The 6,366-nt window shown below is 36.0% G+C and carries 2 protein-coding genes and 2 pseudogenes; all 4 read right to left on the reverse strand.

The window, feature by feature from the left end; genetic code table 11:
- Positions 1-956: 956 nt before the first annotated feature.
- Positions 957-1,742 (reverse strand): abortive infection family protein, encoded by a 786-nt coding sequence (locus tag ACFIKH_RS08520; protein ID WP_375671477.1) that lies wholly within the window; start codon positions 1,740-1,742, stop codon positions 957-959.
- A gap of 1,525 nt (positions 1,743-3,267) precedes the next feature.
- Positions 3,268-4,631, reverse strand: a pseudogene (locus ACFIKH_RS08525) (MFS transporter).
- Between the two features lie 581 nt (positions 4,632-5,212).
- On the reverse strand, positions 5,213-5,491 hold the full coding sequence (locus tag ACFIKH_RS08530) for a hypothetical protein (RefSeq protein ID WP_375652101.1): 279 nt from the start codon (positions 5,489-5,491) through the stop codon (positions 5,213-5,215).
- 758 nt (positions 5,492-6,249) lie between these two features.
- A pseudogene (locus tag ACFIKH_RS08535) lies at positions 6,250-6,366 on the reverse strand (DUF3792 domain-containing protein); the annotation flags it as partial.

Genomic DNA, 6,366 nt, shown 5'->3' on the forward strand with positions numbered 1-6,366 from the left:
ATTGTTAATCCGAAAGAAGTTAAAACGCTTGAAGGACATTTTGAAGTTGTTTTTTCTTCTTAAACTTCTTTATGATTTGCTTTTTATGGTCTATTCATACATGGCAATCTTATATAAAAAATGGTCAAATGAATCATGCATAAAAGTGTGGATTCTTAAGTGGATTCTTATAAAACAATTGCACACAAACCATTGACTTTATTGTATTTTTATATATAATGCGTTATTATCATCGTTCACGATCTTATTCCAGAAGACCCAAAAAATCCTACAAACAGAACCAAAAATAATCAAAGTCCTCTCCAAAACTTTCAGATATCCTCGTCTTTCAGAAAAAAAACTGTCTTATATCTGCAATTTGGCTTGAGAAAAAACGGAACATCTCCACTCATACATAAAAAATGGCGAGAAGGTGAAAAAAACGCTTCCAACTTACCTCTATCTTAATATCATAAAAAAGCTACAAAACTTGCTTCTAATGAAAAACGCAAGCCAAACTCTTCGTCATGGCACACAATCTTTTTAAAGGGGCAGAAACCTTCAAGAAAAATCAACATAAAGGGCCTGCTACTGTAGTCCAATCTTGCCTATTTTTTAATTGCTAACAATACCTAGGGGCTGCTTTCTTATAGAATTAAAAGCATCTGGAGAAGGTGAAAAAGCTTCCAGAAAATGATTTAAGAAAATTTGCTCTTGCTCTTAGCTCGAAATATAAAATGTTATGATAGGCTTTTGATGAAAATGATGTTGTTTTGGGATAAAAAAGACAAACATGCGTGGAGTGGAGGCTTTGCTAGCCTTTTGTCTTAAAAGACAAAACCTAAAATGCCTATGATCGTAACGATACCCCGATTATTTGCAAAGAGTGTTTTGTAGAGGGTAAAGCATTATGTTGGTAGCAAAAAGCCTGTAAAGAGAAAATGGTTATGGCATGTAAGAATAGTGCTCTTTATTTATTATGGCTGATCCATGAGCTCTAAGATATAAATTGAGAGGGAATGGGCGGCATTAAAAGTTAAACGCGCATGGCGAGGTTTGAGATTGATTAGTTCAAAATCCTTTTTTGAGCGGCCGTGCGCTGCACCTTTCTTGTTTCTTAAATTCATAGTACCATGCACAACTTGATACAGACCGGATGTGATCATTTTTAAGTCATTTGCATCTAGATCTTGATTTTTTAAGTTTTCTTGCTTCAAATCTTTGGGATGGATCTTAGCTTTCTTAACGACTTCTTCCCATAAAGCAGGCAGATTATTACGGGCGTTTTCTGCATATGGGATAGAATGGTGGTCGAGATAAGCTTTGCAAGAGGCTTCCAATAGATTTGCTGCAAATAGAACTGCCTCCCTTGGATCTTTTTCTATATTTTCTAATGCCCTATTTATTTCGATTTCTACTGCTGAAAGTCCTTTCTCTGCAATACGTTTTTGTAGCTCTTTTATAGAAAGAAGACCTGCTTTGATAATATACCCTCCACGCTGATATTCCAATCCATCTTTCTTTAACGTTTCTAAAATTTTACGTTTATCTTTTTGTAACTGTAAAATTTTTTCATATAATGATGGATTTAATCCGCTTGAGTCTGGATCATAATATTCTTTTTCCATAAAATAACTAAGCAGGTTACCAAGGAACTCAAGTGGTTCTTCGCATTGAGAATTGATTGCACGTAGCCATGCTTTAACTTTTTCGCGTTTTGTACCTTCTGGAATCTCAGAAGGAGCAAATGATGCAATAAACAAGTCATCTAACTCCTTACACGTATAATGGTATGCAAACATTGGAGGAAGTAGTCCAATGATTGCAGGAGGGATTTTGTTTTTCTGAGATATTTTTTGCGGAGACGATAATTGCATTTTATGGCTTTATAATATCAAAAAGTGGTGTGTGGAGTGGTTTTTAGAGTATGATTTTATTGCTTGACCTTGCATAGAAAGTCGCGCAACAATTTTGTGGCTTATATAAGATTTGTGAAAGAGAAATGCCATATTGTGTTTTAATTTTTTCTCTTTTCATTGTTATAACAGTGAAGGGGGCGGATAATGTGTGATAATTCGAAAAATATAGAATGAGAATAGAAGTATAATTTTGTATTATCGTAACTGCAATAACATTCTTTATTGGCAGATTGTTTATTGGAGATGAGAAGCAGGCAATGCGCATAATCTCTGACATGACAATAAGGAAGGTTTTGTGACAAGAATTTCAACAGTGGTATGTTACCAAATGTTGTGTGTGTTTTTTGCTTGTCAGAAAGAGTAGATGGCGCTCTTTGTTCGCATAACCGGTAGAGAGTAATGAGTGGGTAGGGGATCGGTTTACCAATCTCGTTTATTCCGTTAAAGCTTACCGGTTTCTATAAAAAGGCTGTTTTCATGATATCCGCTGTTAATCTCGCGTATTTGGTCGTGATGGAAATATACACGTTTATCGTGCCTGTAAGGGAGCTTGAAGCAATGAAGTTATGTGTAAAAGAGTTCTGAAAAGCTTCTTTTGTCCGTAAATTTTATAAGGAAAATCTAAAGGCAGGAAAATGTTAGAGAAATCTCAGAGCACACTGTAAAAGTAAAAAACAGCCTTTTTAGAGATGGTTTGCTGTCTGTCATCGTGCATCATGATTTTCAATATTTTTAAAAATTTTCCCCTCAATGAGAGAAGGCTTTTTTATTAAAGAGGGGTAGATTTCTGTTGACAGCTCACAATGGAATGGAGAGAGATGCTGCTTTATCAGATGTTTTTGTCGCTTCATCTTCATTTGAACCTGTTGCGGTTATGCAAGCATAGCAATTCAATGAGGTTTAAATGAGATGAATAACATCGCCAAGTTTGCAGCACGTTGCTATTTTCTACATCGCGATGCGTGGCAGAAGATGATCAGCATTTGGGGGGGCGGGCGCGCGGGATGCCATATTCTATGCTGGTGCTGTAGGGGTGTCTGTTAGCGTGTTTATGGGACTATTCCGCATTGAAATGCGTGCTTAATTTCGTGGATATTTGCAAAGATACCAACAGAGAATCCCATATTTCAAGAGGTTTTGAGAGGTGTCCAAGAGCACAAAGCAAGTATGATGTTGATAAACACCGCATGTTATTGGAGATGGCCAAATTTTAGAGCTTAAGGAGCTTGTCGGTTTAGTGTCCTTTCATAAAAATGATGAAGGCTGTGGTCAAGGTTTCAGTGTGTTGGTTTCTCGAAAAGTGGTAAACTGCTCTATGATATTATATGTCGTTGCAAATGTTATTGAGAAGGCGTTCAAACAAAGCATATCATAAATCGGAGCCCTTTTCTTTATGCGACAAGGAGAATGCAAGGCAAAACAGTAAAAATGCAGCGATAGAGAATATAAAGAATATGAGATATGTTTGGTTTAAGGACAGATATTCTTCTGTCAGCGAATGGATCAAAAATCCAGCGAATACACCCCCCAAGGCTCCGCCTATTTGCTGTAATATGCGTGTGATAACTGCTGTATCTTTGACGTATAAGCTGTTGACATATTGGATAGGGGCGGAAAGGCAGACAATGGTGGTGATGCAAGCCCTATGCCTCTTAGCAAGAATCCAAGCCCATCCATGCTTATATTATAGCCGAAGCATAATAATCCAAAGCTTGATATCACCAAACCAATTCCTATCATGAAAAAGGGAGTTTTTTCTTTCCATTTTTGGTAAATAAATTTCCTTCCGATCCATGCACCTACCCCTTGTAGAGCAAGGACTACGCCGATGATGAGAAGGCTATTTTCATGGGCTTTTTCCATGGCAACGGCTAAAGGAAAATAAACGAGGAAGCTATAAAAAAGAAATGAAGCAACAAGCCCCATGATCATGAGTAATGTGTAGCGCGCATTTTGAAATCCGCTAAAGACGATTAATTTGTTTTTTGCTTTCTGATTAGAAACAATGAACAATATGAGAGATATCATCGCTATAAGTGCTAGGATATATACGGAGGTGTTGTTCTTTATATTTCTGGCTTCTGTGAGATAGAAAAACGAAATAAGCGATATGAAAAATGCTAAAAATGCAAATAAGTTAAATTTTGTTTTTGTTGTTTCGTTGCTCTTTAAATGTTTTGCTCCAATGGTGAGTGCCAATAAAATAAGCGGAATATTGATAAAAAATAACAAACGCCAAGACACATACTGAGCAAGCGAGGCGCCTACCAGCGGACCAAAGGCAGGAGCGAAAACTGTTGGTACGGCTATGGTGCCCATGGCTTGGCGCACTCGTGTCTGTCCAAATTGTAAGGCAATGATGGTTTGGCTAAGGGGTAGCAAAAGACCGGTCCCGAAACCTTGAACGATACGGGCAGATATAATGGTTGGAAAATTATAGCTTAATCCTACCCCCAGTGATCCAAGCATAAAAATGAAGCTTGCAAGAAACCAAGTTCTTTTGATACCTATTCTCCCCTGAACAAAAGCTGCTATCAACAATCCTGGCACGGTGGCCAGAAAATAGGATGTTACAACCCATTGTATATTATTTTCCTCTACTGAAAGATAATGCGCAAGGTCAGGAAGGATGACATTAACAATGCTTCCGTCCAGCAAGGGGAGTATGCTGGAAATAATTACGGTATATATTACATACCTTTCTGATTTGGTATAGGAATCCACCTTTTGCATGATCATGCTCCCTACAGACACTCTTTAAAATATTGGTTCTACCCCATAAATCACAGATTTTGAGAATGAACACCTGTTTGTGATGGCTTTAATATGGGGATGAATGTGATTGGAAGCGCTGATGGTCCCCTTGTATACAATCCCTCTTCCTCCAAAATGAAGCCATCAGTTAAGTTGATCTCAATGAGTTTATCGAGGAGTCTATTCGCCGTCAACTCTATCTGCATAAGAGCAAAAGCGGAACCTAGACAAATGTATATGCCTTCTCCATTTACATTTATTATTTAATATGGAAAATGCTTTAAAAGCTTTATAAATCAAATTATTGACTGAAAAATTCAATGTGTGTTTATGTATCATTTTTATAATTAAATGATTGTTTGGGGGCAAATGTATTCTCAATAGTTTACAATTTTCTTTTCTTAAATGTGCAGCCTTTTCTGGAAAAGGTTCGACGATCTCTTAATCGTTTAATAAAAATTAAAATCGGTTATAAGGAAGAGCTTGTAAATTATATAGTAGGAAAAAGTTGCATTTTATAAACAACAGGGGAGGGTTGTTTCCATAGCCCAAACATTTTTTCAAGTTGTTATGGTATCTTTTTGAAGTGCTTGATCGATAAAAGTTTCATAATTATCAGAAACAATATATTGGGTATTTTCTCCTAAAGCTTTGAAATGTTCACGACCGCAATGGATTTTCGCTTTTTCCAGATCGTGCAACATGTTTTCGAAAATACTTCTGCTTTCCACAATAAAATACAGTTTTTCTTGCCCATCTTTTACTTCAATAGAGGCAACTTCAATCTGCTTTATAGACTTTTGTTCATAAGCATCAATAGAATCGAGCTTATATAGCATGTTGTGTTTATCAAGATGAAATTGTTTATGTAGGTTTCTTGTATTGAAAGCAATAGTAAGATTTTTGATCTCTGTATAAAAATATTTACAAAAAAAATTAATAACGCATGATTATAGAATTTGGTTCTTTGTTTGAAGCGTGTAAAGTTAAATCGTTGTTTATTCATAGATTTTGTGTTCACTATTTATTTGATACATTTAATCTAAAATGTAAATTGTGTTCGTATACTCAAACTAAAGTACTGGTATTGAGGCGGTGAGCGCGTCGCGTTGTTGAGAATAGATAATTTGGTAGGCTGGTATTTCCTTTGTACCAGAGGAATTTCACCTTATTCTCTCATATTATGTGTGGATGAAATGTTAACCGCATAATGCTCCCTCTTACATGAGATGTAAGATTGATATGCTTTCCATATTAAGAAAAGTTGTTGATTGTGTAGGAATATTTTTCTGCGAAATTCGTTTTGCTTAAATGGCAAAAATAGAGCAATAGTTGCATATTTATTGCGCTGTAACGCATATATATAATCGATGGAGTCAACATTTCATCTAAGAAATTTTTTAAAGAAAAAACATAAGTAAATAGAATTGTTGAAAAAATCTTTTATTTTTAAGCTTGTTTCTCGTGATTATAAAAGCTTTACGTGGATGTCGAAAAATTTGGTTGTGTTGAAAAGCATGAAAAATCAAGGAAATTTTGCAAAAAAAGCTGCACTATGCGTGCAGCTTTTTTTGTGTTTGCTTTAGAGGTAGACGTTTTAAAGCATGAAAGTATCCTTACGGCTTCTGTAACCATAGTAGCCAAAAACACTGGAAATAATGGCACCTATCAGACTGCCTAAAAAGCCCCACCACCCCATATTGGAGGCTGTTTT

It is taken from the genome of Bartonella sp. SD1336NMGDW (assembly GCF_042193565.1).
GTDB lineage: Bacteria > Pseudomonadota > Alphaproteobacteria > Rhizobiales > Rhizobiaceae > Bartonella > Bartonella grahamii.

Coding starts and splice junctions, on each gene's coding strand:
- ACFIKH_RS08530 (WP_375652101.1), bottom strand. CDS start 5,491: ATGCTATATAAGCTCGATTCTATTGATGCTTATGAACAAAAGTCTATA.